Genomic DNA, 24,151 nt, shown 5'->3' with positions numbered 1-24,151 from the left:
GCGGGCTCCTGGGTCGGGGGGGGTCAGACGGCGATGTGCCGGGAAACGGCGTCGTGGTTCAGGTCCTGGCGCAGGCCCTGCTCCACCACGGCGCCGCGGGAGAGAACCACGAAGGCGTCGGCGAGGCGGATCGCGAAGGCGAGGTACTGCTCCACCAGGACGACGGTGATGCGGCCCTGGAGCCCCGCGATCACGGCCTCGATGGCGGCGACGATCGAGGGCTGGATGCCCTCGGTCGGTTCGTCGAGGAGCAGGATGCGGGGCCGCGTCGCCAGGGCCCGGGCCATGGCGAGCTGCTGCTGCTGGCCGCCGGAGAGGTTGCCGCCCGGGCGGTGCCAGAGCTCGCGCAGGGCCGGGAACAGCGCGACGGCCTCGTCGACGGCGCCGCTCCGGTCCAGGCCGTGCGCCCGGGCGGCGACCCGGAGGTTCTCCGCGACGCTGAGGTCGGCGAAGATCTCCCGGCCCTGCGGCACGAGGGCGAGGCCGGAGCGCGCCCGCCGGCCGGGGGACCACCGCGTGAGGTCCACGCCATCGAGGGCGACCGTCCCCCGCGTCGCCGGGATCAGGCCGGCGAGGCAGCGCAGCAGGGTGGTCTTGCCGGCCCCGTTGCGGCCGAGCACGGCAAGGCAGGTGCCGGGCGCGACATGGAATCCGACGGTCCGGAGCACCTGGGCGCTGCCGTAATGCTGGTCGAGCCCCGACACCGTCAGGCCGGCCGGAGGAGCGGGGGATGGGTTGAGGGCTGGCGTCATCGGCCGAGGAACACCTCGATTACGCGGGCATCGGCGCGGGCCCCCGCCATGGCGCCCTCGAACAGGGTCCGGCCCTCGTGCAGCACCGTGACCCGGTCGGCCACCGCCTCGACGAAGGCCATGTCGTGCTCGATCACCAGGATGGCCCGGTCGGGCCGGCGCAGGGCGCCGATGAGGTCGGCGGTGCGCGCGGTCTCGTCGTCGGACAGCCCCGCCACCGGCTCGTCGAGGAGGAGGACCCGTGGTTCGGAGGCCAGCACCATGCCGATCTCGAGCCATTGCTTCTCGCCGTGGGCGAGGGCGCCGGCCGGCACGGCGGCGCGCGCTTCGAGGCCGGTCTCCGCCAGGGCCCGGGCGAGGCGGGCCGGCCGCTCCCGCGCCGGGCAATCGGGGCCGCAGCCGAGGGCGAGGTTCTCGCGCACCGTCAGGGCCGGGAAGACGCTGGGCTTCTGGAACTTGCGGCGCACCCCCGCCCGGGCGATCTCGGCCTCCGACGCTCGGGTCAGGTCGCGCCCGTCATCGAGGCGGATGCGCCCGGAACGCGGGCGGGTGATCCCCGTGATCGCATCGAGCAGCGTGGTCTTGCCCGCCCCGTTGGGGCCGATCACCGCGCGGACCTCGCCCGGATCGACGGCGAGGGAGAGGCCGTCCAGGGCCCGGAAGGCGCCGAACACGACCGTGAGGCTGTCGATGACGAGGGCGCTCACGGCCGCGATCCCGCGCGCCGGAGCCAGGTCGGCGTCAGCCGGAGCGCGGCGAGGTCGAGGAGGCCGTTGGGCAACCCGAGGACCACCACGAGGACGAGGCCGGAGAGGATGAAGGGCCAGGCCTCCGGCATCGCCGCGCTGAGCCAGACCTTGAGGGCGTTGACCGCCACCGCGCCGATCACGGCGCCCCCGAGCCGGCCCAGCCCGCCGATGGCGACCCAGACCGCGATCTCGATGGAGAGGTCGGGGCTGAGCACCCGTGGATTGATGATGCCGACCTGGGGCACGTAGAGGAGGCCGGCCAGCGCCGCGATGACGGCCGAGAGGCACCAGATCCCGAGCTTGAGGCGCGTGGTGCCGTAGCCGAGGGTGCGCAGCCGCGCCTCGTCGTCCCGGCAGGCCAGCATGCGGCGCCCCAGCGGGCTCGCCACCAGGACCCGCGCCCCGACGAGCACGGCCGCGAGGCACAGGAGCGTCGCGACGGCGAGACCGGTGACGACCCCGGGCGCGCCCATGGGCCAGCCGAACAGCCGCGAGAACCCCGTCATGCCGTTGTTGCCGCCCAGACCGGTATCGTTGCGAAACATCAGCAGCATGGCGACGTAGACCAGGGCCTGGCTGATGATCGAGAAGTAGACGCCGTTCACCCGCGAGCGGAACGAGGCGAGGCCGAACACGAAGGCGACGGCCGCCGCCAGTCCCAGCGCCAGGGCGAGGGCGTAGGGCGCGCTGGTCAGCCCGGTCCAGTAGGCCGGCAGGCTCTTCCAGCCCATGAACTGCATCAGGTCCGGGGGTGTGCCCGTGACCGCGTAGGCATGGGCCAGGAGGTGCATCGCGCAGACGTAGCCGCCGATGGCGAAGAACAATCCGTGCCCGAGGCTGAGGATGCCGAGATAGCCCCAGACGAGGTCGAGGGAGACGGCGAGGATCGCGAAGGCCGCCAGTTGCCCGACCAGGTTGACGAGGTAGGGGGCGGGCTGGAGCAGCACGAGGGCGAGGGCCGCCGCCAGGACGAGGCCGACGAGGCCCGCGAGCAGCGGGTCGCCCCCGAGGCTCGGGCCGGGCCGTCGGGCCGCCGGCACGCCGGGCGACAGGTCGAGGGCGCCGCTCATCGCCGACGCCGCACGGCGAACAGGCCCTCGGGGCGGCGCTGCAGGAACAGGATGATGCCGGCGAGCACGATGACCTTGGCGGCCACGGCCCCGTAGAGGGGCTCGATGAGGACGTTGGCGCCCCCGATGCCCAGCGCCGCGACCAGGGTGCCCACCACGGTGCCGACGCCGCCGAGCACCACCACCATGAAGCTGTCGACGATGAAGGTGGCGCCCATCCCGGGATTCACGCTGTAGATCGGGCAGAGGGCCACGCCGGCGAGGCCGGCGAGCCCCGAGCCGAAGCCGAAGGCGAGCCGGTCGACCCGCCGGGTGCGGATGCCGAGGCAGGCGGCCATGTCGCGGTTCTGCGTCACCGCGCGGATGTCGAGCCCGAGCGGCGTCCGCTTCAGGATGACGAGGGTCAGCACCAGGGTGACGGCCGCGAAGGCGATGGCGAACAGGCGGTTCCAGGTGACCACGAAGTCGGCATAGAGGGGCACGCCGCCGCTGACGTAGGGCGGCATCGCGAATTGCAGGTTCTGCGATCCCACCGCGACCCGGACCCCGTTGATGAGGAGCAGACTCACCGCCCAGGTGGCGAGCAGGCTCATCAGCGGGCGCCGGTAGAGGTGGCGCAGGATCAGGGCCTCGATGGCGATGCCGACTCCCGCCGCGGCCAGGAACGCGACGGGAATCGCGGCGAGGAGGTAGGCGTCGAGCCAGGCGGGCGGTGCGAGCCGCCGGAAGGCTTCCTGCACGCCGTAGGTCGCGTAGGCGCCGATCATGATGAACTCGCCCTGGGCGAGGTTGATGACGCCCATCAGCCCGAAGATGATCGCCAGGCCCGCCGCCGCCATGAACAGGATGCTGGCGAAGCTCAGGCCGTTGTAGAGCACCGCCAGACCGTCCCCGATCGACACCGCCCGCGCGACGCGGGCCAGGGCGGCGTCGAGGGCGCCGCGAAAGGCGGGATCGCTGCCGTAGGCGGGATCGGCCTTGAGGGCGGACAGGCGGGAGAGGGCGGCGCCCGAGGGCGATTCCGAGACGGCCCGGATCGCCCCGAGGCGGCGCGCCGGATCGGCGGAGGACAGGGCGGCGGATTGCGCGAGCGCCGCGAGGCTTACCTTGAGGCCGGGATCCGTCTCGGCGGAGGCCGCGCGCAGGAGGAGGGCTTCCGGCACGCTGGTGATCCGGCGCTCCAGGGTGGCGAGGCCGGCCCGGCGTGCCGCGACGCCCGACCCGGTCAGCAGCGACGCCGCTCCGGAGGCGGTCTCCGCGAGGGCGCGCTGGCGCAGGCCGAGCACCGGCGCGCGGCCGCCCGCGACCGGGCGCACCGTCCCGGTGGCCGCGTCGCGGCCGTCGGCGGCACCGGCCCGGTCGAGGAGCAGGGCGGACCCGCCCAGGCAGGTCAGACGCCGGTCGAGGAGGGCGCGCAGGACCGTGCCGGCCCAGGCGACGTCGCCGGACTCCGCCTCCGCCGAGGCGTGGAGGACCCCCTCCACCGCCGTGCCCTGTGCCGCGCCGTCGCCGCAGAGGGCGGTGGTGAAGGCGCCCCGATCGAGGGGCGCTCCGGCCGCGAGGGCCGGCGACGCCACCAGGCTCGCGGCCCACAGCAGGAGGGCGACCAGGCCGAACCGTCCCGGACCCTCAACCATACGGGCTGAACGGCACGGGCTTGGGGGCATCGGGCGATTGCCAGAGGATGTCGAAGCCCTGCTTCTCGTTGACCGAGCCGATGAAGACGCCCCGGGCGACGTAGTTGTTCTCGCCGCCCATGGTCAGGGTGTAGCCGGACGGGTCGGCGAAGCGGAGGCCGGGGAAGGCCTTGCGCACCTCCGGGACGTCGAAGCTGCCGGCCTTGGCGGCGGCGAGCGCCCAGAGCTGGACGCTGTCATAGGCCGAGACCATGGGGTCGATGACCGTGTCGGCGCTGAAGGGCACGCCCTTGGCCTTCACGTAGGCCGCCCACTCGGACAGGAACGTCGTGTTCGCCTCGGCCTTGGCGGCCTGGAGATAGGCCCAGCAATTGAGGTGGCCGACGAGGGGCGCGGTGTCGAGGCCCTCGAGGTCCGCCTCCACCATGTCGAGGCCGAGGATCGGCACGTCGGTGGCGCGGATGCCCTGATTGGCGAATTCGCGCAGGAAGTCGGGAATCGAGGAGCCGACCACCGTGAGGACCACGATGGGCTGGCCGCCGGGCTGGGCGGCGAAGCTGCGGATCTGGTTCACCAGGGTCTGGAAGTTGGAGAAGCCCAGGGGCACGTATTCCTCGCGCCACGCGGTCTCGGGCACGCCCTTGGAGGTCCAGTAGGCCTTGAGCTGCTTGTTGATGGTCCGCGGCCAGACGTAGTCCGAGCCGACCATGAAGAACCGCTTGGCCCCGACGCCCTCCGCACCCATGAGGTAATCGACCGCCGGCAGCACCGAGCTCGCCGGGGGCGAGTTCACGTAGACGACGTTCTTCGAGTTCTCGTCGCCCTCGAAGTGGAGCGGATAGAAGAGCAGCCCGTCATTCTGCTCGACCACCGGCAGCACGGACTTCCGGGAGACCGAGGTCCAGCAGCCGAACAGGGCGGCGACCTTCTCCTGCTGCAGCATCTGTCGGCCGATCTGCGCATAGAGCGGCCAGTCGGAGGCGGGGTCCGAGGTCACCACCTCGATGCGACGCCCGTTGACGCCGCCCTTCGCGTTGAGGCCGTCGGCGGCCATCCGCACCACGTGGTTCAGGCGGCCCTCGATGTTCGCCATGGTGCCCGAGGACGAGAACAGGCACCCGAGCTTGACCGTGTCGGTGGCCCAGGCCGGGCGGATGAGGGCCGGGGCGGACAGGGTCGCCGCCGTTCCCAGGAAGCCGCGTCTCGTGAATCCGACCATCGCTCTCGCCTCGTTCCGTGACCGGCGGATTGTCCGAGTTGAGCGTCCGGGGAGGAAGGCCAAATAGGCTGCAGAGCGGCTGCGGCTTGCGTAAAACCACGGCGTTCCGCCCACGACGCGTGCGCCGCTGCAGATCAAACGTCAAAATTCGCACGCCGCACCGCGCAGCACGTCTGTCCGCGCCCCTCGGCCGACGGTGCGTTTCTTGCTGGACCGCCTCCTCGGATACCGACTCGATTGGCTGATGCGCATGCGTCGATCCCGACATACCGATCAAGAGATCGCGTTCCTCCTGCGGGAGGCCGCGAATGGCACCGCCATCGCGGCCATCTGCACGGCCGCGCACGTCTCCGTCGGCACGTTCTACCGCTGGCGCCGACGCTTCGGCGGCCTGTCGCCGGCCGGCGTCACCCGCCTCGGGGACGTCGAGCGCGAGAACGCGCGCCTGCGGAGCGAGATCACCGCGTTGCGGCAGGCGCTCCGCGCATCGGCGTCGGCCGGGCGGGACCATGGCCCCCCGCCACGCGGGACCCCGATGCCCGGATCGGCCGTTCCGTCGACCGGCTTCCGGGGCGGCCACGCCTCGGTCGGACGCTATGCCGGCCTCAGGACCGCGACCTGACACCCGAACGGCGGGAAACGGGGCCGGCTCTACCGGGCCGCGCCGATGCGGACGGCGATCGTGGCGGACGGGATCGGTGGGCAGATCCCGCACGGGCCATCCCGGCGAGACGGCACCGCCCGGCCGGGGTGAACCAGGCCCGGTGGCGGGGGCAGAACAGGCGGCGGGCGGCGAAGACCCGGTGGGAGAAGGGGCTGCCATGCCCGACATCGACCCGCAGGCCGCCCTCCATCGCCGCCCGGATGATCGTGTTGGCCTCCTCGCCCATGGAAGAGGCCGCGCGCCAGGCCCACGACGCGCCCCTCGAACCGCTCGCGGGCCACGAGGGGGAGACCCTGATCCGGCTGATGACGACGATCACGGCAGCCCATCAGCCGCGGCACGGCGGCGATGGCGTGGCGATCTGAGGCGGCGCACGACCGGCCCGTGTCGACCCGTCACCGTCCCGGATCGGGCTGTCCGGCGCCCCGGGGCCGCCACCCCGCGATCGCCGCGCGCCGGGCTCGGTCCCGGAAGGCCGGCCGGGTCGGAATCGGCGAGCCCTCTCAGCGGCGCTCCTCGCGCAGGTGGGCGACGCCGAGGGCCCGCGGCTCCAGGCTGCGGCCGTCCTGGCGCAGGCAGATCCAGATCATCACCGCGAGGGTGGCGAGGTAGGGCGTCATCAGGACGAGATATTGCGGCAGGGCGACGCCGATGGCGGCGATGCGGGGGATCAGCGCCTCGATGCCCCCGAACAGGAGGGCGCCCCCGAGCGCCCGCCAGGGCTGCCAGCGGGCGAAGATGACGAGGGCGACGGCGATCCAGCCGCGCCCGCCGCTCATGCCCTCGACCCAGATCTTGGCGACGCCCACCGAGAGATAGCCGCCCGCGAGGCCGACCAGCGCCGAGCCGAGGGCGATGGCCCCGTACCGGGTCAGGGCGACGCGGATGCCGGCGGCATCGGCCGCGTCGGGGCCGTCGCCGACGGCCCGCAGCCGCAGCCCGAACATCGTGCGGTCGAGGACGTAGGCGACGAGGGCGACGAGGGGCACCGTGGCGAAGACCAGGGGATCGTGCTGGAACAGGATCGGCCCCAGCACCGGGATGTCGGCGAGCGATCCCAGGGGAACGGTGTGCAGGCCCTCCACGGGCCGGCTGGTCCAGCCCGCGCGCGTCGCGATCACCCCCGTCATGCCCTGCGCCAGGAAGACCAGGGCGAGGCCGCCGATGACCTGGTTGACCCGCAGCGTCACCACGAGGAGCGCGTAGACCAGCGAGAGCGCCGCCGCCGCGAGCGCGGCCACGGTGAGCGCGAGGAGGGGGTAGTCCCCGACCCCGAGCAGAACGCCGATGCCGCTCATGGCGCCGATGAGCAGGAAGCCCTCCGCGCCCAGGGAGAGCACGCCCGCCTTCTCGGTGATGATGAGCCCGAGCGCGGCCAGCGCATAGGGCAACGCGAAGGTCGGTACGTTGGCCAGCCAGTTGACGAGGAAATCAAACATCGGGGCGCCTTCCCGGCACCCACCGCACGCGGTGCCGCAAAAAGAAGTCGGAGGCGGCGACGCCGATCACGATCACCGCCTGGATGAGCTGCACCATCGCGCTGGGGATGCCGTAGAACACCTGCAGGCTCTGCCCGGCCACGTAGAGCACGCCGACCAGCACCGCGGTCACGAAGGTGGCGAGGGGGTTGTTGCGGGCCAGGAACGCGATGAGGATGCCGGAGAAGCCGTAGCCGTTGAAGAACGACTGGGTCAGCCGGTACTCGACGCCCGCGCAGATGCTGAAGCCGGCCAAGCCCGCCAGCGCCCCCGAGAGCAGGGCGGCGGCCAGCATCACCCGCGTCATCGGCAGGCCCTGGCCTTCGCCGAGGCGCGGATTGGCTTCGGCCACCCGGGAGAGGAACCCGAAGCGGCTGACGTTCAGGAGCCACCAGCACAGGAGGGTGAGGAGGCCCGCCAGCGGCAGGGCCCAGGTCAGGTCCCCCCAGCCGAGACTGCCCAGCCGCTCGGCGAGGTCGTACTGCTTGGAATTGGGGAAGCTGCTCACCGGGTCCTGCCAGGGTCCGTAGAGCAGCTGCAGCAGCCCGTTGAACGCGACGTAGTTCAGCAGCAGCGTCGAGATGACCTCGTTCAGTCCGATGCGGATCTTCAGCACGGCCGGGATCAGGACCCAGGCCATCCCGGCCAGGGCCGCCGCCAGCATCATGAGGCCGAGCCGCACGGGGGCCGGCCCGACGTCGTGGATCGCGATCGCGGTGGCCGCGATGGCGCCCAGGATCATCTGCCCCTCGATGCCGATGTTCCAGAACCGGACGCGAAAGGCGACGGCCGCCGCGAGCCCGACGATGGCGAGGGGGCCCGCCTGGACCAGCACCGCCGCCAGGCTGCCCCGGCTGGTCACCATCACGATCACGAATTCCTGGAGGAGATCCGAGAGGCCGACGCCGGAGGCGACCAGGATGGCGGTCGCGAGCCCCATCCCGACGACGAGGCCGCAGGCCAGGACCACGCCCTGATACCAGCGAGGGACGTGCTGCCGGATCTCGACCGTGATGCGGCCGCGCCCGGGCAGCCTGGGGCCCGGCCGCTGGGGGGCGGTAGACAGGAGGGGCATGGAACGAGCCTCAGGCATGGTGCACCATGGCGGCGCCGATGGCCTGCCGGTCGGCGGGCGCGTCGAACTCGCGAACGATCCGGCCCCGGCTCATCACGCCGATCCGGTCCGACATCAGCATCACCTCGTCGAGATCCTCGCTGATCAGGAGCACGCCCGCGCCCGCGTCGCGGGCCTCGCGCAGGCGCCGGTGGATGTCGGCCGTCGCCCGCACGTCGAGGCCGCGCGCCGGAGAGTGGGCGAGGACGACGCGGGGCCGGCCGGCGAATTCGCGGGCGATGACGAGCTTCTGCGCATTGCCGCCCGAAAGCAGGCCGGCCTTCTGGCGGGGGCTGCGGGCGCCCCGGATGTCGAAGGCCGCGATGGCGGCCTCGGTCGCGGCCCGGATCGCGGCGCGATCGACCCGCAGCCAGCCGCCGAAGCGCCCGGAGGCCAGGCCGCCCACCGCATAGTTCTCGGCGACCGAGAGGTCGCCGGCCAGGCCGTAGACCTGCCGGTCCGCCGGGATCGCGGCCAGTCCCCGCGCCCGGCGCAGCTTGGGACCGGCGCCGGTGACGTCGTCGCCCGCGAGCGCGATGCGCCCGGTCCCGGCGCGCCGGACCCCCATGAGGATCTCGGCGAGCTCGGTCTGACCGTTCCCGCCGACGCCGGCGAGGCCGTAGATCTCCCCCGCGCGGATCGTGAGGTTCAGGCCGTACAGGGTCTGCAGCCCGTCGGACCGGGTGCCCGCGAGACCCTCGACCGCGAGCACCGGGCCTTCGATCCGGGTGGCGGGGCAGTGCACCGGGTTCGCCGTGGCGCCGACCACCAGGGTGGTGAGCTCGGCCGCCGAGAGGCTCGCCGGATCGGCACTCGCCACGATGCGGCCGCCGCGCATCACGGTGACGCGGTCGGCATGGCGCTGCACCTCGCCGAGCTTGTGGGTGACGAGGACGACGGCCGCGCCCTGGCGCGCCAGGGCCCGCATGGTCGTGAGCAGCGCCTCCGCCTCGCGGTCGGTGAGCACGGCGGTGGGCTCGTCGAGGATGAGGATGCCGGCGCCGGCCACCAGCACCTTCAGGATCTCCACGCGCTGCTGCTCGGCCACCGACAGGCTGCCGACCGGCCGCCGGAGATCGACGGCGAAGCCCACCGCCTCGCTCTGCGCGCGGATCGCCGCCTCGACCTCGGCGAGACCGGCGCCGTAGCGGGCGGCCCCCTGCGCCAGCAGGATGTTCTCCACGGCGGTAAAGGCTTTGACGAGCTTGTAGTGCTGGTGGACCATGCCGATCCCGAGCCGCCGGGCCTCGACGGGGCCGGTCAACGAGACCTCGCGGCCCCGCACGCGGATGCGGCCCTGGTCGGGCCGGTAGAGCCCCGCCGCCACGTTCATCAGGGTGGATTTGCCGGCGCCGTTCTCGCCCAGCAGGGCGTGAACCTCGCCGGATTCCACCGCGAAATCGGCCTTGGCGAGCGCCTGAAAGCCGTCGAAGGTCTTCGAGACGCCGAGGAGTTCGAGGGCCATGCCCATCGCTGCACCGTCCATGGGGTTGATCGGTCCGCCGGATCCGCGCGGCCGGCCGGGTGCGAAACCCGGCCGAAGCGCGGTCATTTCTGGGTGGTCACGCCCTTCACGAACCAGTCCATCTTCCAGAGGTCGGCATCGCTCAGGACCTGTCCGGCCGGCACCCGCAGCTTGCCGTCGCGATCGTCGAGGGGGCCGGCATAGATCTGCTTGCCCTCGATGATCGCCTTGCGCTCGGCCAGGATCTCCTTGACCGCCGCCGGAGGCACGGCCGCGCCGCAGCAGGCGATGTCGGTGCCCCCCTTGGCCATGCTCATGAAGGCCCCGTTGGGCGCCGGCACCCAGGTGCCGGCCATGATTTTCCGAATCTCGGGCACCAGGGCCTTGTCCCAGGTCCAGACCGAGGAGCAGATCGTCGCCTTGGGGGCGAATTCCCGCATGTCGCGGTGGTGGCCGGTGCCGTAGATCCCGCGCTCCTGCGCGACGATCTGGGTCGCGGGCGTGTCCACGTGCTGGCCGAGCACGTCGGCGCCCTGATCGACCAGGGCCTCGGCCGCGGCGCGCTCCTTCACCGGATCGTTCCAGATGCCGGTATAGACCACGTTGAGCGTGGCGTTGGGGTTCATCTTCCGGGCGCCGAGCTCGTAGGCGTTGATCGTCCAGTTCACGACGCCGAAGGGATTGGCCGCCACGAACCCGAGCTTGCCGGTCTTGGACACGGCGCCCGCGGCCATGCCGCAGAGATACTGGCTCTCGTAGGTGCGCCCGTAGACCGATTCGAGGTTCGGCCCGTTGGTGGTGCCCGACAGGTTGAGGAAGGCGACGTCGGGATACTTCTCGGACAGTTCCTTGAAGGTGTCGGAATAGCCGAAGGCGGTGCCGATGATGATGTTGTAGCCGCGCTTGATGAAGAGCTCGACCACGGGCCGGATCGCCGTGGCGTTCTCCTTCACCCCGTCCACCGCCGGGATCTTCATGTCCAGCGCCGCTTCCATCTTCACGCGGGCCTCATCGGCGGCCTGCGACCAGCCGCCGTCGTTCTTCTGCCCGAAGATCACCATGGCGACCTTGGGTTCGTCCTTCAGCTTGAAGGGCGCGGCCACGGCCGGCAGGGTGGGGAGGGCCGCGAGGCCTACGGCCAGCAGCGATTTCAGGAACGGTCGGATCATGGCTTCGTGTTCTCCGTCATGAGCGGCCGCAATCGGCGGGCACAGGGAAGGTCGTGCGCGCGCCGCCGTCTGCGTGGCGCGCGCGGGTGTGGTCACGGCACGGTGTCGATCCGGAAGGCGTCGCCTTCGGGGTCGCGCGGGACGGGGTGCTCCCCGTCGCGGTCGGGCAGCACGTCAGGCCGCCTTGTCGACCTTGCCGAAGGTCGTCTGCTTGACGAACTTCGCGCGCAGGTGATCCCCGGAGGACACCGGGGCATACTTCGCCGGATGCTCGGCGTCCTGGCAGGTGGGCAGGCAGGCGACGTCGGCGTCGTAATTCGGCTGGTGGAAGAACACGATCGACAGGCGGTCGACGTTGTCCTCCGATCCGAACGCGGGATTGACCACCCGGTGCATCGTCGAGGACCAGGTATCGTTGGTCCATTGCTGCATCAGGTCGCCGATGTTGACGATGAAGGTGCCGGGAATGACCGGCACGTCGACCCACGCGCCGAGCTTGTTCTTGACCTGCAGGCTCTTGTCACCGAGTTCCTTGCGCAGGATCGTCATGCTGCCATAGTCGGAATGGGCACCGGCGCGGAGCTGACCGGGCAGCGGCGCGCTGGTCTGAGCCGGGTAGCGCAGCACGCGCATCATCGAGATGTTCTTGTCGATGGTCGGGTCGAAGTGGGTCTCGTCGAGCTTCAGTCCCAGCGCGAAGATGCGCATCAGGTCACGGGCGAGCGTGTCGACGGCGCGGAAATACGCGCTCCAGACCTCCTTCAGATCGGCAGGCTCGGCGGGCCAGACGTTCGGCGCGAAGTGCGGACCGGCCGCTTCGCTGGTGTAGTAGGGGTCGCCCGCCGGCACGTCGACGGGGCCGATGGACAGCGACTCCTTGATGTCCGGCGGTGTCGGCTCGTCCAGGCTGAAGGACAGGCCTTCCCCGCCCACGGCGCTGTAGCCCCGGACCTGATCCGGGGCGGGCCGGTCGACAGCGAGCTTCTCCGCATGCGGCCGGTCGAAGAACTGGCGCGACACCGCGTGGGTGCGCGCGATCAGCGCTTCCGAAATGCCGTGGCCGGAGACGACGAGGAAGCCGATGTCGCGGCAAGCCTGGTCGACCTGGGCGGCGACGGCGGCTTTGCCCTCCGGCGTACCCGAGCGGTAGGGGCTGAGATCGATGACGGGAACCTGAAGCAGAGGCATGGCGGCATCCAAAGTTTGACCACCTGGTCCGACATGCCATGGCAACGACCGTGCCAAGCCGGGCCCCGGCGCCACCGGCCGCGTCCTCACGCCGCCCGGACGCGCCAGGCCGCCAGGATCTCGGCGGCCTCCGTGACGAGGCCGAGATGCGTCGCGACGATGCGCAAGGCCGCGTCCTCCAGCGCCGCACTGGTGCCGGCCACGAGGTCGGCGGCCACCACGACGTGGTAGCCGAGGTTCGACGCATCGAAGGCGGAGTTGAGAACGCAGCAGTCGGTCAGGCAGCCGTCGAAGACAACCGTGCGGATGCCGAGGTTCCGCAGAAGAAAGTCGAGGTCTGTCGGGTAGAAGGCCGAGAGCCTCTTCTTGGTTTCGACGATCAGGTCGTCGTCCGTCACCTGGGTGACGAACGCGTTCCAGCGCGTCCCCTCGATCGCATGCTCGTCGGCGTTCGGGATTTCGCCCACATGCAGGGGGAAGACGAGGCGCCAGGCCGCCTTGAGGCCGTTGACGTCGTCGACTCCGCCCCGACGCAGCTTGCTCCGGACGTGGATGATCCGGATGCCGGCCGCCCGCGCGGAGTCGTGAAACGCATCGACCGCCGGCACGATGGCGCGGGCGCGCGGTGCCGGACAGGGGCAGGCGGGATCGTCGTCGAGATGGCCGCGGTGCAGGTCGATCGACACGATCGCCGTGGATTTCGGATCGAAATACGGAGCGAAGGCCGCTCCGAGATCCCGCATTTCGCCGTCGACGTAGCTTCGCATGGGTACCGCTCCCCGCTCCGGCACCGAAGGACCGGCGCCGTGTTCCGACACAGACTTTTCAAGCGATCCACACGGCCTTGAACGCGGGACCGTATGTCCGGGCATTGAGAGGAAGGGGCATGCACAGAGCCCCCCGCCAAGCTCAGAAGCCCAGCAACACCGGAGACGAAGGGGTGAGCCTTTGGCTGCCCTCTCGCCGGATGCATCGATTTTTCTATCTGGACCCTTCTCGGCGTTTCGCGGCGCAAGGCCGGACGACGAGACGATGAACAAATCAGCTGAGTTATTTCTTGGACCCGAATATCGATATCCTATTGGCAGTTTAAGCAATATAAAAATTTGAATTGCTAGGGCAATAGGCAAACTGATGGACCAATAGGCAAGTCGTGCCGCAACGTCTTGCTGCAGCGGTCCGGTGACCGGACGCCAGGGGGCTCCTCCCGGCCCGACGCCGTCGCGGCGCGCTCGGCAGGGCTTCCCATCCCCTGGGAAACGGGACCGTCGAACCGCCACGGCCCGTGGTCCGCGTCCCGGCGTCTTGACGCGCTCCGGTGAAGTTCGTCACACCTGCCCGGCACGGAGCCCTCTGGATGACCGCCTCGCCCGACAACCCGCCCTGCGGCGGCCTGCCGCCCCAGACCGCGCTGATGACCGGCAGGGCCGTGTTCACCGAGGCCTACGCCGTCATCCCCCGGGGCGTGATGAGCGACATCGTCACCTCCGTCCTGCCCTTCTGGGAGCACACCCAGGCCTGGATGCTGGCCCGCCCCCTCTCGGGCTTCTGCGAGACCTTCGGCCAGTCCCGCCTCCACAAGGACGTCGACCGGCATCCATCCCTCGCACCCCTCCGGGGAAACCCATGAGCGACCGTCGCATCGTCGCCGCGCCGCTGACGGCGGAGGCCTTCGCCCCGTTCGGCACGGTCATCGACAAGGACGCCGTCGCGCCGCGTCCGATGAATGCCGGCAAGGCCCGCCGTTTCCACGACCTCGCACAGGTGCATGTGGCGGGCGCGGACGGGCACGTGGTGATCGGCTACGTCGAGGCCGACCCCTACGGCCTGCCCCTCGCCGTCAGCCTCGTGGAGCGCCATCCGCTGGGCGCACAGGCCTTCCTGCCCCTGAATGGGGCGCCGTTCCTCGTGGTGGTCTGCCCCGACGAGGGCGGCCGCCCCGGCCGGCCGCGGGCCTTCGTCACGGCGTCGGGGCAGGGCGTCTGCTACGCCATCGGGACGTGGCACGGGGTGCTCACCCCCGTCGGCGCCCCCCAGGACTTTCTCGTGGTCGACCGCGGCGGGCTGGGCACGAACCTGGAGGAATACGTGTTCGATCAGCCCTGGACGATCCAGGCGCCCCCGGCGCCCTGAGCGGTCTCGAGCCTCCGGACCGGACAGGCGGGACCGCGCCCGCCCGTCAGCGCGGCTCCGCGGCCGGGGAGGCGCCGGCGGCGAGGCGGGGCGACAGGACGACCATGAGCGGTACGACGGCCAGCGCCGTCGCGGCGGCGGCGAGCATCGCGACGCGGGGCCCGGCCGCATCGCCCAGCGGCCCGTAGAGCAGGGGGGCCGCCAGGGCGCTGCCGCCGAGGGTCCAGGTGTAGAAGACCGCGAAGGCCCTCTCCACCTGCCCCCCCGGCGCCAGCTCCGGCACCGTGCCGTAGAGCACGGAAGAGGTCCCGTTCAGCATGATGCCGAGGACCGGCAGGAGTGCCAGGACCGGCCAGAGCGGGAGCACGGTCACGGCCAGGATCGCCAGCGCCGTGCCCGTCTCGGTCAGGATGACGGTCCGGGTCACGCCGAATCGCTCGCCGAACCGCCCGCAGACGGCCTTGCCGAGGGCGCCTCCGATGAACACCGCCGAGAGGGCGAAGCCCACCAGGGTCAGGCCGGCGCCCTTCTCCTGAAGCAGGAAGGGCAGGTAGAGGAGGAAGGCCGGACGCGCGGCGTTGTCGAGGGTGCCGATGGCCACGAGCAGCCCGAAGCCGGCGCCTCCGGTCCTGCCGGGCGCAGCGGCCCGCGGCGATCCGGCCGCCCCCCCGTCCCGTGACGCGGGATCACGCGGCAGCAGGCGCAGGAGGCCGAGCGCCACCGCGAGGCCCAGGGCGGCGATGAGCCAGAGCGCCGAGCGCCAGTCCATCAGCGACAGCAGCAGGCCGAGCAGGGGCGGCACGCTGGCCTTTCCGAGGTCGCCCGTGAAGTTGTAGGTGCCGAGCGGGCCGCGGGCCGAGCGGCCGTAGGCGCGGGCGATCACCGCGGAGGCCAGGGGATGCTGGGTGCTGCTGCCGATGCCCCCGAGGGTCAGGGCCAGGCAGAGGCCGGCCAGGCTCCCCGAGAGGCCGGCCAGGGCATAGCCGCCGGCGCTCAGCAGGGTTCCGAGCACCAGCACCCGCCGCGCGCCGAACAGGGCCGCGAGTCGGGCCGACGGCATCTGCAGGGCGGCGAGGGCACCGTTGTACAGGCTGCGCAGCAGGGCGAGGGCGGCGTAGCCGAGGGCGAACTCCGCCTGCCAGACCGGCAGGAGCATGTAGATCAGGTCCGTGTAGCCGTCGTGCAGCGCGTGGTTGAGGCCGACGGCCGCCAGCGTCCGCCGCGCCCCCGGGCGGGGCGGGGCGCCGACGACGGACGTTCGAAACGGAGCGCTCAGGTCCTGTGCGGACGACATGCGGAACTGATCCTGGTTTGCCGACGCAGGATCACCCGCTCGTCCGCGGCTGACAAACGCCTTATGCTGACGCTCGCGTGAGGAAACCTGACCCGTGCTGCGTCGCCTGCCGCCCCTGAACGCGCTGAAGGCCTTCGAGGCCGCCGGGCGCCATGCCAGCTTCACCCGGGCCGCCGAGGAGTTGCGCGTCACCCACGGGGCGGTGAGCCGGCACGTCCAGGCGCTCGAAGCCTGGCTCGGCCAGCCCCTCTTCGAGCGGCACAACCGCCGCGTGGTCCTGACGGAGGCGGGCGCGAGCTACCTCGCCGAGATCGGCGCCGCCCTGGACCGCATCGCCCTCGCGACGACGCGACAGGTGGAGCGCGGACGGCCACGCCTGCTCCGCGTGAACGCGCTGGCGACCTTCACACTGCGCTGGCTGATCCCGCGGCTCTCCGGGTTCCAGCGCGCCAATCCCGCCGTGGAGGTGCGCCTGACCACCTCGAACGTGCCCCTGGCCAACCTGGCCGAGCCCTTCGACGTCGCCATCCGGGGTGGCCCCGACCGGCGGACGGGCCATATCGGGCGCCCCTTCCTCACCGAGCGCCGCATCCCCGTCTGCAGTCCCACCCTGCTGCGGCGCCTGCCGCTCACGGAGGCGGGACAGCTCCGGGGTCACACGCTGCTGCACGCGGCGACGCTGCCCCAGGTCTGGCCGCAATGGCTGGAGGCCGCCGGGGTGCCGGGCCTGGAGCCGCGGGCCTCGGTGACGCTGGAGCATTTCTACCTCACGCTCCAGGCCGCCCTCGACGGCCTCGGCGTGGCGATGGGGCCCGAGCGGCTGATCGCCGACGACGTCGCAGCCGGCCGGCTGACCTGCCCCTTCGCCGGCCCCTCCCTGCCGGCCCGAAGCTACTTCACCTACGTGCCGGAGGCCCGCGCGGACGACCCCTCGGTCCGCGCGTTCTGTGCCTGGCTGGTCGCCGCGGCCGACCCTTGAGGCCCGGGGCCGTCGCCGGTCCCCCGGCGAGCCCCGTCCGCCGGTCTCACCGGGGGGCCGGAGACGGGGCCTGCTTGGCGGCGGCCAGGGCGGCCGCCTTGCCGGCGGCGGCGTAGAGATCGAGACGCGCATAGATGCCGAAGGCCGATCCGTCGTCCAGGAACCCGCCGCCCGGTCCCTGGGTCTCCGTCAGGATCGCGTTGGCCTCCGCGAGGCTGAGCACCGGGAAGGCGGCCGTGAGCAGGTGTCCGGCCTCCGGCGCGAGCCGGCCGACATCGTCCGTCGTGCCGACCCGCTGCGGATGCACGACGGGCAGGCCGTAGGTCTGGGTCGCGTCGTAGAGGGCCGCGTTGGCGGCGGCATCGCGGAAGCGTCCGGTATCGGCGCTCGCGCAGGCTGCGACGGTGCCGCCGCAGGCGTCTTTCAGGAAGGCGGTCAGGTCCGTGCGGGCGGCTTCGACGGCCGCCCGATAATCGGGGATCGTCACGGCCGCGTGGGTATCGCGGCCCATCTCGGCGACCACCGCCGGGTTGCGACGCATCTGGCCCACATAGGCGGGATCGTTGGCCAGGAGATGGGCGACCGCGTGCAGGGCGACCGCCCGTCCGCCCAGCACATCCATGGCGTAATGCGCCCCGACGACGATGCGGTTGGTGCCGTACTCGGCGGCGCGGGTGATCATCTGCTGGTAGCGCTCCGGCACCAGGATCGCGAGCACGACGGATTCGGTGTAGCCGTAGGTGGTGTGCCCGCTCGGATACGAAGGGCTGTCGAGCAGGTTCATGCGCGGGCCGCGCAGCCAGTCCAGGCTGTGGGACGGCCGGCCGAAGTAGTCGGTGCCGCGATAGGCGAACAGGCTCGGCAGGGTCTGGAACGGACGGGCATCGCCGTGGGCATCGCTCCCCGGCGTCCCGGCGGGTCGGCCATAGGCCTTGCCGAACACGTCCGTCGTGCCGCCGCGCTCCGTCAGGAGGACGGCGGCGGCCTCCGAGACCGGCGCCTTGCCGTTGGTGGTGGCGTTCGCGAAGAAGTACTTGCCCGCATTCGAGTCGGACTTGGCGACGTGGTTGGTGTAGCCGAGGAGGTCGGCGACGGACGGCGCCACGTTGGTGAAGGTCTCGTCGGCGGCGTAGCGGGCCTTGGCCTGGTAGACGCCGCCGAGCCTGCTGCCGAGCCCGTCGGCGAGTTCCGTCGCGTTTCCGTCGGTGATGAAGGAATCGCGCAGGGCGAGCTGACGCTGATCGCGGAGCGGCAACAGGAAGGGCACCGCGCCGGTCCCGGCCTGAATCGCGCCCGTGACCGTCAGGTTGGCATCGAGGGCGGCCCGTCCCGTCTCGCTCGCGCCCAGGGCGCTGACGGGCGCGAGCCCCTTCAGGGCGGCGAGGGTCTGCGCCGACTGCGCCGCGGCCGGGAGGGGCGACAGGAGGCACAGGGCCGTCGTCCAGGATCTCAGCGTCTTCGCCATGGTGTCGTCTCCGGTGCCCGGTGCCGCTCCCGGTCCAGAGGCTCCGGCCCCCGGGAATCCCGGGCCCGGACCGGACGGGATCGGGAAGCTCGGATCGGGTCATAGAAGTTGTATGTGACGGCCGGACGTCGGGACCGTGCCGGATGCGGTCGACGGGTCAGGCGGATCGACCGGGGCCGATGGAGGCGTCCCGGTCCGCGTCGAGCTGGACCATCAGCTCGGCGAGCCGCGGGTCGAGGGGCTCGTCGATGACGGGCTCGTAGAGGGCTTGCAGCTGACGGCCGAGACGGAGCCGGGTGGCCTCGTTCAGGGTCGGCAGGGAAATCTCATCGGGACGGCGATGCCGTTCGTGCTCAAGATCGCTGGCCATACGCCTCATGTGGCGGACGAACGGTTGCCGGCAATGGGCGCGGCCGGCCCGGACCACAGCCTTTCGCGCCGTCGCCGATCCGTCCCGTCTCCGTTCCCCGCTGGAACACGCCGATCCCGCATCCGGTTGGACGCTCACGGCAATCGGAGGAATCATCCATGAACAAGGCGTCATCCGTGAAGACCAGTCTCGCCTGGACGGCCGGCCTCGCCCTGGGTCTCATCGCCCTCGCGGGCCAGGCGGAGGCCAAGGGCTGCATCAAGGGGGCGGTCGTCGGCGGCGTCGCCGGACACATGGCCGGGCATGGAAAGATGGGCGCCGCCGCCGGCTGCGCCGTCGGGCACAGCAAGGCGAACAAGAAAGACAAGCAGCCGAGCGGGGCTCAGCAGCCGCCGCAACAGAACTGAAGCCCTGAACCTCCAGCCGCGGCGGCGGCCCTGAACGCGGGTGGGCCCGGAGGAGCCGGCCGGGCTTCTCCGGGCCGGGCGTCATCGAGAAGGCCTGCGCGGATCGACAGGAGGTCGGACAAGACTTGATTCCCCTCGGCCTGCCCCACCGGGCGCTCGCCGCGCTCCAGGAGGCCGGCGTGACGGCGCTTTGCCTCAACGTCCTCGTCGGCGGCGGCGTCGGTCTCGCCGACGTCGAGGCCTACGAGCAGCTCGCCCGCGAGATGGGCTGGCACCTGCAGGTCCTCCTCGACGCGCGCGACCTGCCGGTGCCGGTGGTCATCGATCACATGGGCGATCCCATGGGCGATTCCATGGGCCATGTCCCCACCTCCGCGGGCCGCGCGGATCTGGGCTTCCGCACCCTCGTCGACCTCGTGCGCGACGGCGCCTGGCTGAAGTTCCAGGGCGCGTCCCGCACCTCCACGGCGGGGCCGCCCTACGCCGACACGGTCCCGTTCGCGCGGGCCCTGAACGAGGCCGCGCCGGATCGCTCCCTACTGGGGCTCGAACCGGCCGCACGTGGCGACCTGGGGCCCGATGCCCGCCATCGGCGACCTGCTCGACCTGGTGGCGGACTGGGTTCCGGACCCGGAGCGGCGGCGGAAGTACTTCGTCGACGATCCGCACCGGCTCTACGGCTTCCCGCCAGGGCTTCGTTAAGGCTCCGTGCAGGGGAGGCGGATTAGGGTCCGGTCATGCGCTACATCTCGGCCGCCGGCCTGCTCCTCTGCGTCTCTCTCCACGCCGCGGCCGTGGCGGCCGGACCGCTCGATCGCCTGATGGGTGCGCCCGACACCCCCGGCGTGGTGACCGGCGGATCGTTCGGCCCGAGCGGAAACGACTATTACGGCGACATGCGCCTGCAGCCCGCGGGCTCACGGTCCCTCGCGACCCGTTACGCCAGGGTCAAGCCGCGCCACCCCAAGGTCGACAAACCGGTTCCGAAATCCTGACGCCCGCACAAGAAACCCGCCGCGGCCGGAGCCGGGCGGGTGGAGGTGTTCGCCTCTGGGAGGAAAGCGTCCGTCCTTCCTAACGGGTCCTCCGGCCGGCACCACTTCGCCGGGCGCGGGTCTGGTATGCCAGAACGGCGCAAGCCCCGGGATGGGCCGTTTCCCTGGGGGCCGACCCCGTGACGGTCACTCCACGGTAACGGACTTGGCGAGGTTGCGGGGCTGGTCGACGTCCTTCCCCATGGTCACGGCCGCGTGGTAGGCCAGGAGCTGGATCGGGACGGCGTAGAGGATCGGAGCCACCACCGGTTCGACCTCCGGCATCATCACCGTCGCCAGGGTATCCAGGCCGTGCGCGGCCGCCCCGGTGGCATCGCCGATGAGGACGATCCGTCCCCCGCGCGCGGCGACCTCCTGCATGTTCGACACCGTCTTCTCGAACACCGCGTCGTGGGGCGCGATCACGATGACCGGCATCGCCTCGTCGATCAGGGCGATCGGGCCGTGCTTGAGCTCGCCCGCCGCGTAGCCCTCGGCGTGGATGTAGGAGATCTCCTTCAGTTTCAGGGCCCCTTCGAGGGCGAGCGGATAGGCGGTGCCGCGGCCGAGATAGAGCACGTCGCGGGCCTTCGCGATCTCCTGGGCCAGGCCCTGGATCTCGGATTCCTGCCGCAGGGCCTGCGCCAGGAGGCCGGGCATGGCGATCAGCGCGTCGACGAGCCGGCGCTCCGCGTCGGCGTCGAGATGCCCGCGGGCCCGGCCCGCCGCGATGGCGAGGCACAGGAGCGTCGTCAGCTGGCAGGTGAAGGCCTTGGTGGAGGCGACCCCGATCTCGGGTCCGGCGAAGGTCGGCAGCACCACATCGGATTCCCGCGCCATGGTGGAGGTCGGCACGTTAAGGACCGCCAGGATGTGCTGACCCTGGGCGCGGGCGTAGCGCAGGGAGGCGAGGGTGTCGGCGGTCTCGCCCGATTGCGAGATCACCAGGGCGGCCTCGCCCCGGCTCAGCGGGGCCTCGCGGTAGCGGAACTCGGAGGCGACGTCGATTTCGACCGGCAGGCGCGCCAGGCTCTCGAACCAGTACTTGGCCACGAGGCCGGCATAGTAGGCCGTGCCGCAGGCGGTGATGGACAGGCGCGTCAGGTCGGCGAAGTCGAAGGGCAGCGTCACGGGAAGCCGGACGCGGCTCGCCGCGAGGTCGATGTAATGGGCCAGGGTCCGGCCCACCACTTCGGGCTGCTCGTGGATCTCCTTGGCCATGAAGTGGCGGTGGTTGCCGCGGTCGACCAGGTAGTTCTGCGTCACGATGGTCTGGCGCGCCCGGGTGGCCGGCGCCCCCGCGGTATCCCGGATCTCGGCCCCCTGGCGCGTCAGCACGGCCCAGTCGCCGTCCTCCAGGTAGGTGATCGAATCGGTCAGCGGGGCCAGCGCCAGGGCGTCCGACCCGAGATAGGTCTCGCCCGCGCCGAACCCCACCGCCAGGGGAGCGCCGTGGCGGGCCCCGATCAGCAGGTCGGTCTCGCCGGCGAAGAGGAAGGCGAGGGCGAAGGCGCCGCGCAGCTGGGGCAGGGTGGTGGCCACCGCCTCCACCGGGTCCAGGCCGCGCTCCATGTGCCAGCTCACCAGCTGGGCCACGACCTCGGTGTCGGTTTCGGTCTCGAAGGCGACGCCGTCGGCCTCCAGCCGCCGCTTGAGCGTGCGGAAGTTCTCGATGATGCCGTTATGGACCACCGCCAGGCGCGCGGTGGCATGCGGATGGGCGTTGGTCTCGTTGGGCCGCCCGTGGGTCGCCCACCGGGTGTGGCCGATCCCGATGGGGCCGGTGAGCGGCGACTGGATCAGCTTGAGCTGGAGGTTGACGAGCTTGCCCTCGGCCCGGCGCCGCTCCAGCCGGCCCGCCTCCAGGGTGGCCATTCCGGCGGAATCATAACCCCGGTACTCCAGGCGCCGCAGCGCCTCGACCACGGGCCCCGCAACCGCCTCGCGGCCGACGATTCCGACGATTCCGCACATGGGTGGACTCCTGAAGGCTGGAAGGACGGCAGGCTCAGGCGGCGCGCAGGGGCGCCGTCAGCATCGTACCGGCGGCTTGGCGCAGGTCGCGCCGCGGCGGCTTCGCGCCGAGGGCGGCCAGGGCGTCGGGCGAGCCGACGATGACCCGGCGCTCGCCGCGGCGCAGCCGGGCCGGGTCATGGGCGATCGTGATCGGCTTGCCGGAGGCCAGGATCATGCCCTCCAGGAGGTCGCCGATGCGGGTGGGGACGCCGGTGCACAGGTTGACCACCCCGGAGGCCGCCGGATTGGCGGCGAGCTCGGCGAGGGCCCAGGCGACATCCTCGACGAGGAGCATGTCACGGCAGACCTCGATGTCGCCGGTGACGAGGGTTCCGCCGCCGGCACCGAACGCGTCGATCTGGCGGGCAAAGTCGCCCAGCGCGAGATGGCCGGGCAATCCCCGCCCGATCGGGTTGAAGATCCGCGCCACGAGCACGCGGATTCCGGTCTCGGCCGCGAAGGTGAGGGCGGCCCGGGTCTGGGCGAGCTTGCTCCGGCCGTAGGCCGTGAGCGGTGCGCAGGGCGCGTCTTCCCGCACCGGAACCCCGTCGACCACGGCCTCGCCGTACTCGGCGGCGCTTCCCGCCAGGATGACGGTCGGGCGCAGCCCGGTGCGGCGCAGGGCGGCGAAGAGCGCCTGGGCCAGGCCGAGATTGACCGCCTGCAACCCCTCGGGCGTCCCCTGCGTCGCGCCGGCGAGGTGGAACACCGTGGCGGGCCGGAAATGGTCGAGGGCCTTCCCCCAGGTCGCGACGCTCCAGTGCCCGGGCGCCACGGTCCAGTGCTCGGCCCGGACATCCCGCCGGGTGCCGACCGTCGCGACGGGCAGTCCGCGCCCGTCGAGATGCGTGGCGAGGGCCCGGCCGATGAAGCCCCCCGCGCCGCTGATCAGGATGCCGCCACCCGGCTGGTGCGACGACATCGGGTCACGAGGCCAGGAACAGGCTGCGATCCGAGACGAACATCTGCTGGGCGAGGGCGAAGTCGTCGGGACGCCCGATGTCGAGCCAGACGCAATCCTCGTGGAAGCAGGCCACGTCGCCGCCGGCCGCCTTCACCTGGGCGATGAGGTTGGGCATGTCGAGGAAGGTGTTGGGCACGAGGTGCTGGCGCACCGCCTCCCGCGACAGGGCGTAGACGCCCATGCTGACGAAGTGCGTGCTCTTCGGCTTCTCGCGATAGGCCGTCATGCGGCTGCGCTCGTCGATCTCGATCAGGCCGAAATCGATCTTCACCTCGCGCTCGAACACGCCGATCGAGATGTCGGCCCCGGCCTCCCGATGGGCCGCCATCATGTTCTTCAGGTTGAGGGTCGTGAGAAGGTCGCCGTTGGTGACGAAGAAGGCCTCGTCGAGGTCGTCCAGCATGGCGCCGAGGGCGCCGGCGGTGCCGAGGGGCTGGTCCTCCAGCCGGTAGCGGATGTTGAGGCCCAGACGCTCGCCGTCCCGGAAGAACGCCTCCAGCAGGTGACTGAGGTGGTTCACCGCCAGGATCACGTCGGTGATGCCCGCGCATTTCATCTGGCGCAGCAGCAGCTCCAGGACCGGCATGTCGTTGAGCGGCATCAGGGGCTTGGGGAACAGCGCCGAGTAGGGATGGAGCCGCGTCCCCTTGCCGCCGGCCATCACCACCGCCTGCTTGATCGCCGGCGTCGAGGTGATCTGCGGCGCCAGGCGCTCGGATGCCGCGTCGTAGAGATGCAACGCATGCGCGGATTCCGAAGATCTCAGATGATGATCTGCCCGGTCCGGAACGACCTCAAGCATTGCGCCCTCCTAAATTTTCCGATTGAAATTGAATTTGTGGCTGACGAATATTGTCCTCGCAGTAGGGATTAACGGATTTTTAAGACTTCATAGCAACCGCCATGGTGGGCTTAGCGGCCGCATCCAAGGGACGCGCGCACTAACCCGATTTCGCTACGGTGTAGAGCAGTTGGGGGGAGCCC

24 protein-coding genes and 1 pseudogene are annotated in these 24,151 nt (G+C 71.5%); 8 read left to right on the top strand and 17 right to left on the bottom strand.

What is annotated here, in order from left to right:
• Nucleotides 1-23: 23 nt before the first annotated feature.
• Genes urtE through ASG63_RS10545 form a run of 5 tightly spaced genes read right to left on the bottom strand, consistent with a single transcriptional unit; the run spans nucleotide 24 to nucleotide 5,427 of the window.
• Nucleotides 24-752, bottom strand: coding sequence for an urea ABC transporter ATP-binding subunit UrtE (urtE, locus tag ASG63_RS10565; RefSeq protein WP_056215666.1), 729 nt, complete (start codon nucleotides 750-752; stop codon nucleotides 24-26).
• Nucleotides 749-1,459: an ABC transporter ATP-binding protein gene (locus ASG63_RS10560; RefSeq protein WP_056215663.1), complete on the bottom strand. Its 711-nt coding sequence runs from the start codon at nucleotides 1,457-1,459 to the stop codon at nucleotides 749-751. Before ASG63_RS10560 ends, urtE begins: the two co-directional genes overlap by 4 nt.
• Nucleotides 1,456-2,571 (bottom strand): urea ABC transporter permease subunit UrtC, encoded by a 1,116-nt coding sequence (urtC, locus tag ASG63_RS10555; protein WP_082559257.1) that lies wholly within the window; start codon nucleotides 2,569-2,571, stop codon nucleotides 1,456-1,458. The genes ASG63_RS10560 and urtC overlap by 4 nt, the downstream gene beginning before the upstream one ends.
• Nucleotides 2,568-4,208, bottom strand: coding sequence for an urea ABC transporter permease subunit UrtB (gene urtB / locus ASG63_RS10550; protein WP_056215659.1), 1,641 nt, complete (start codon nucleotides 4,206-4,208; stop codon nucleotides 2,568-2,570). Before urtB ends, urtC begins: the two co-directional genes overlap by 4 nt.
• Nucleotides 4,201-5,427 carry a transporter substrate-binding protein gene (locus tag ASG63_RS10545; protein WP_056215655.1) on the bottom strand — a complete coding sequence of 409 codons (1,227 nt, stop codon included), beginning with the start codon at nucleotides 5,425-5,427 and terminating at the stop codon, nucleotides 4,201-4,203. Before ASG63_RS10545 ends, urtB begins: the two co-directional genes overlap by 8 nt.
• Before the next feature lie 250 nt (nucleotides 5,428-5,677).
• On the opposite strand from ASG63_RS10545, the gene ASG63_RS10540 reads away from it, so the two are divergent.
• On the top strand, nucleotides 5,678-6,049 hold the full coding sequence (locus ASG63_RS10540) for a transposase (RefSeq protein ID WP_056215731.1): 372 nt from the start codon (nucleotides 5,678-5,680) through the stop codon (nucleotides 6,047-6,049).
• A gap of 251 nt (nucleotides 6,050-6,300) precedes the next feature.
• Entirely contained in the window at nucleotides 6,301-6,456 is a 156-nt protein-coding gene (locus ASG63_RS25190) for a hypothetical protein (protein WP_156394147.1), read from the top strand.
• Between the two features lie 138 nt (nucleotides 6,457-6,594).
• On the opposite strand, the gene ASG63_RS10535 is transcribed toward ASG63_RS25190, so the two are convergent.
• The 6 genes from ASG63_RS10535 to ASG63_RS10510 form a co-directional block, all read right to left on the bottom strand.
• On the bottom strand, nucleotides 6,595-7,530 hold the full coding sequence (locus tag ASG63_RS10535) for an ABC transporter permease (RefSeq protein ID WP_056215652.1): 936 nt from the start codon (nucleotides 7,528-7,530) through the stop codon (nucleotides 6,595-6,597).
• A complete protein-coding gene (locus ASG63_RS10530; protein WP_156394146.1) occupies nucleotides 7,523-8,644 on the bottom strand; it encodes an ABC transporter permease in 1,122 nt (373 codons plus the stop codon). The genes ASG63_RS10535 and ASG63_RS10530 overlap by 8 nt, the downstream gene beginning before the upstream one ends.
• A gap of 10 nt (nucleotides 8,645-8,654) precedes the next feature.
• On the bottom strand, nucleotides 8,655-10,169 hold the full coding sequence (locus tag ASG63_RS10525; RefSeq protein ID WP_244479866.1) for an ABC transporter ATP-binding protein: 1,515 nt from the start codon (nucleotides 10,167-10,169) through the stop codon (nucleotides 8,655-8,657).
• A 62-nt stretch (nucleotides 10,170-10,231) separates the two neighbouring features.
• Nucleotides 10,232-11,317: a BMP family ABC transporter substrate-binding protein gene (locus tag ASG63_RS10520; protein WP_056215646.1), complete on the bottom strand. Its 1,086-nt coding sequence runs from the start codon at nucleotides 11,315-11,317 to the stop codon at nucleotides 10,232-10,234.
• A 174-nt stretch (nucleotides 11,318-11,491) separates the two neighbouring features.
• Nucleotides 11,492-12,505, bottom strand: a complete 1,014-nt coding sequence (locus ASG63_RS10515) for an isopenicillin N synthase family dioxygenase (RefSeq protein WP_056215641.1) — start codon at nucleotides 12,503-12,505, stop codon at nucleotides 11,492-11,494.
• Nucleotides 12,506-12,591: 86 nt separating this feature from the next.
• A complete protein-coding gene (locus ASG63_RS10510; protein WP_056215638.1) occupies nucleotides 12,592-13,272 on the bottom strand; it encodes a cysteine hydrolase family protein in 681 nt (226 codons plus the stop codon).
• A gap of 590 nt (nucleotides 13,273-13,862) precedes the next feature.
• On the opposite strand from ASG63_RS10510, the pseudogene ASG63_RS10505 reads away from it, so the two are divergent.
• Nucleotides 13,863-14,072 (top strand): annotated as a pseudogene (locus tag ASG63_RS10505) ((S)-ureidoglycine aminohydrolase); the annotation flags it as partial.
• Nucleotides 14,073-14,131: 59 nt separating this feature from the next.
• Complete coding sequence (locus tag ASG63_RS10500; RefSeq protein WP_056215630.1) at nucleotides 14,132-14,638, top strand: ureidoglycolate lyase; 507 nt, start codon at nucleotides 14,132-14,134, stop codon at nucleotides 14,636-14,638.
• Nucleotides 14,639-14,684: 46 nt separating this feature from the next.
• Here the strand turns inward: ASG63_RS10500 and ASG63_RS10495 are convergent, their stop codons facing one another.
• Entirely contained in the window at nucleotides 14,685-15,932 is a 1,248-nt protein-coding gene (locus ASG63_RS10495) for an MFS transporter (RefSeq protein WP_056215626.1), read from the bottom strand.
• Nucleotides 15,933-16,026: 94 nt separating this feature from the next.
• Here ASG63_RS10495 and gcvA point away from each other — a divergent pair, with 94 nt between their 5' ends.
• Nucleotides 16,027-16,911, top strand: a complete 885-nt coding sequence (gcvA, locus tag ASG63_RS10490) for a transcriptional regulator GcvA (RefSeq protein WP_056215621.1) — start codon at nucleotides 16,027-16,029, stop codon at nucleotides 16,909-16,911.
• A 46-nt stretch (nucleotides 16,912-16,957) separates the two neighbouring features.
• On the opposite strand, the gene ASG63_RS10485 is transcribed toward gcvA, so the two are convergent.
• Together ASG63_RS10485 and ASG63_RS10480 are read right to left on the bottom strand one after the other, a co-directional pair.
• Nucleotides 16,958-18,376, bottom strand: coding sequence for a phosphatase PAP2 family protein (locus ASG63_RS10485; protein ID WP_056215618.1), 1,419 nt, complete (start codon nucleotides 18,374-18,376; stop codon nucleotides 16,958-16,960).
• A 157-nt stretch (nucleotides 18,377-18,533) separates the two neighbouring features.
• Complete coding sequence (locus tag ASG63_RS10480; protein WP_056215615.1) at nucleotides 18,534-18,746, bottom strand: hypothetical protein; 213 nt, start codon at nucleotides 18,744-18,746, stop codon at nucleotides 18,534-18,536.
• 158 nt (nucleotides 18,747-18,904) lie between these two features.
• Between ASG63_RS10480 and ASG63_RS10475 the strand changes: the two genes are divergently transcribed.
• The 3 genes from ASG63_RS10475 to ASG63_RS10465 all read left to right on the top strand — a co-directional run bounded on the left by ASG63_RS10475 (nucleotide 18,905) and on the right by ASG63_RS10465 (nucleotide 20,148).
• The gene (locus ASG63_RS10475) at nucleotides 18,905-19,153 is read left to right on the top strand and encodes a hypothetical protein (protein WP_056215611.1); all 249 of its coding nucleotides are present in this window, start codon (nucleotides 18,905-18,907) and stop codon (nucleotides 19,151-19,153) included.
• A gap of 125 nt (nucleotides 19,154-19,278) precedes the next feature.
• Nucleotides 19,279-19,881 carry an amidohydrolase family protein gene (locus ASG63_RS10470; RefSeq protein ID WP_056215607.1) on the top strand — a complete coding sequence of 201 codons (603 nt, stop codon included), beginning with the start codon at nucleotides 19,279-19,281 and terminating at the stop codon, nucleotides 19,879-19,881.
• Between the two features lie 9 nt (nucleotides 19,882-19,890).
• Nucleotides 19,891-20,148 carry a hypothetical protein gene (locus ASG63_RS10465; RefSeq protein ID WP_056215604.1) on the top strand — a complete coding sequence of 86 codons (258 nt, stop codon included), beginning with the start codon at nucleotides 19,891-19,893 and terminating at the stop codon, nucleotides 20,146-20,148.
• A gap of 186 nt (nucleotides 20,149-20,334) precedes the next feature.
• On the opposite strand, the gene glmS is transcribed toward ASG63_RS10465, so the two are convergent.
• The 3 genes from glmS to ASG63_RS10450 are packed head-to-tail and all read right to left on the bottom strand — an operon-like array spanning nucleotide 20,335 to nucleotide 23,906.
• Nucleotides 20,335-22,161: a glutamine--fructose-6-phosphate transaminase (isomerizing) gene (glmS, locus tag ASG63_RS10460; RefSeq protein WP_056215601.1), complete on the bottom strand. Its 1,827-nt coding sequence runs from the start codon at nucleotides 22,159-22,161 to the stop codon at nucleotides 20,335-20,337.
• A 34-nt stretch (nucleotides 22,162-22,195) separates the two neighbouring features.
• Nucleotides 22,196-23,125 (bottom strand): NAD-dependent epimerase/dehydratase family protein, encoded by a 930-nt coding sequence (locus tag ASG63_RS10455; RefSeq protein WP_056215598.1) that lies wholly within the window; start codon nucleotides 23,123-23,125, stop codon nucleotides 22,196-22,198.
• Nucleotides 23,126-23,129: 4 nt separating this feature from the next.
• The gene (locus ASG63_RS10450; RefSeq protein WP_244472537.1) at nucleotides 23,130-23,906 is read right to left on the bottom strand and encodes a sugar phosphate nucleotidyltransferase; all 777 of its coding nucleotides are present in this window, start codon (nucleotides 23,904-23,906) and stop codon (nucleotides 23,130-23,132) included.
• Between the last annotated feature and the right edge of the window lie 245 nt (nucleotides 23,907-24,151).

It is taken from the genome of Methylobacterium sp. Leaf94, from assembly GCF_001426045.1.
GTDB lineage: Bacteria > Pseudomonadota > Alphaproteobacteria > Rhizobiales > Beijerinckiaceae > Methylobacterium.
This window is presented reverse-complemented; position numbering and strand designations above follow the sequence as displayed.

Coding starts and splice junctions, on each gene's coding strand:
- ASG63_RS10480 (WP_056215615.1), bottom strand. CDS start 18,746: ATGGCCAGCGATCTTGAGCACGAACGGCATCGCCGTCCCGATGAGATT.
- ASG63_RS10515 (WP_056215641.1), bottom strand. CDS start 12,505: ATGCCTCTGCTTCAGGTTCCCGTCATCGATCTCAGCCCCTACCGCTCG.
- ASG63_RS10540 (WP_056215731.1), top strand. CDS start 5,678: ATGCGTCGATCCCGACATACCGATCAAGAGATCGCGTTCCTCCTGCGG.
- ASG63_RS10495 (WP_056215626.1), bottom strand. CDS start 15,932: ATGTCGTCCGCACAGGACCTGAGCGCTCCGTTTCGAACGTCCGTCGTC.
- ASG63_RS10510 (WP_056215638.1), bottom strand. CDS start 13,272: ATGCGAAGCTACGTCGACGGCGAAATGCGGGATCTCGGAGCGGCCTTC.
- glmS (WP_056215601.1), bottom strand. CDS start 22,161: ATGTGCGGAATCGTCGGAATCGTCGGCCGCGAGGCGGTTGCGGGGCCC.
- ASG63_RS10465 (WP_056215604.1), top strand. CDS start 19,891: ATGCGCTACATCTCGGCCGCCGGCCTGCTCCTCTGCGTCTCTCTCCAC.
- ASG63_RS10500 (WP_056215630.1), top strand. CDS start 14,132: ATGAGCGACCGTCGCATCGTCGCCGCGCCGCTGACGGCGGAGGCCTTC.
- ASG63_RS10545 (WP_056215655.1), bottom strand. CDS start 5,427: ATGGTCGGATTCACGAGACGCGGCTTCCTGGGAACGGCGGCGACCCTG.
- ASG63_RS10475 (WP_056215611.1), top strand. CDS start 18,905: ATGAACAAGGCGTCATCCGTGAAGACCAGTCTCGCCTGGACGGCCGGC.
- urtB (WP_056215659.1), bottom strand. CDS start 4,208: ATGGTTGAGGGTCCGGGACGGTTCGGCCTGGTCGCCCTCCTGCTGTGG.
- ASG63_RS10485 (WP_056215618.1), bottom strand. CDS start 18,376: ATGGCGAAGACGCTGAGATCCTGGACGACGGCCCTGTGCCTCCTGTCG.
- ASG63_RS10455 (WP_056215598.1), bottom strand. CDS start 23,125: ATGTCGTCGCACCAGCCGGGTGGCGGCATCCTGATCAGCGGCGCGGGG.
- urtE (WP_056215666.1), bottom strand. CDS start 752: ATGACGCCAGCCCTCAACCCATCCCCCGCTCCTCCGGCCGGCCTGACG.
- ASG63_RS10520 (WP_056215646.1), bottom strand. CDS start 11,317: ATGATCCGACCGTTCCTGAAATCGCTGCTGGCCGTAGGCCTCGCGGCC.
- urtC (WP_082559257.1), bottom strand. CDS start 2,571: ATGAGCGGCGCCCTCGACCTGTCGCCCGGCGTGCCGGCGGCCCGACGG.
- ASG63_RS10525 (WP_244479866.1), bottom strand. CDS start 10,169: ATGGACGGTGCAGCGATGGGCATGGCCCTCGAACTCCTCGGCGTCTCG.
- ASG63_RS10530 (WP_156394146.1), bottom strand. CDS start 8,644: ATGCCCCTCCTGTCTACCGCCCCCCAGCGGCCGGGCCCCAGGCTGCCC.
- ASG63_RS10535 (WP_056215652.1), bottom strand. CDS start 7,530: ATGTTTGATTTCCTCGTCAACTGGCTGGCCAACGTACCGACCTTCGCG.